Source organism: Paraburkholderia sp. SIMBA_027, from assembly GCF_046535315.1.
GTDB classification, from domain to species: domain Bacteria; phylum Pseudomonadota; class Gammaproteobacteria; order Burkholderiales; family Burkholderiaceae; genus Paraburkholderia; species Paraburkholderia tropica.
Map to the genome: position 1 here is coordinate 1 of NZ_JAWRWY010001315.1, position 247 is coordinate 247.

The 247-nt window shown below is 64.0% G+C and carries 1 protein-coding gene; it reads right to left on the bottom strand.

Annotated elements, in window-relative coordinates:
* Nucleotides 1–247, bottom strand: a 247-nt coding sequence (locus SB764_RS43425; RefSeq protein ID WP_410867231.1) for an MltA domain-containing protein, incomplete at both ends; no start/stop codon positions are given.

Here is a 247-nt window from a genome sequence, read left to right on the forward strand (position 1 = left end):
TCGCGCGAAGCCGCGTCCGCCATCCAGATGGGTAAGGCTTTCCGAGCGGATGAAGAACGGGAAGCCGAATGTGTGGATCAGGCGATCGACTGCAAGCGAACGGCCGGCAAGGAGCGGAACCTTGGCGGCGGCAATCGGGCCGCTTGTTGCCGCGGCTGTCTCCGCCTCGCGGAAGAAGATGTAGGACCTGTTGTGCCAGAGCACCTCGTCGACCTGGTCTGGATGAGCGGCAAGCCATGCGCGGATC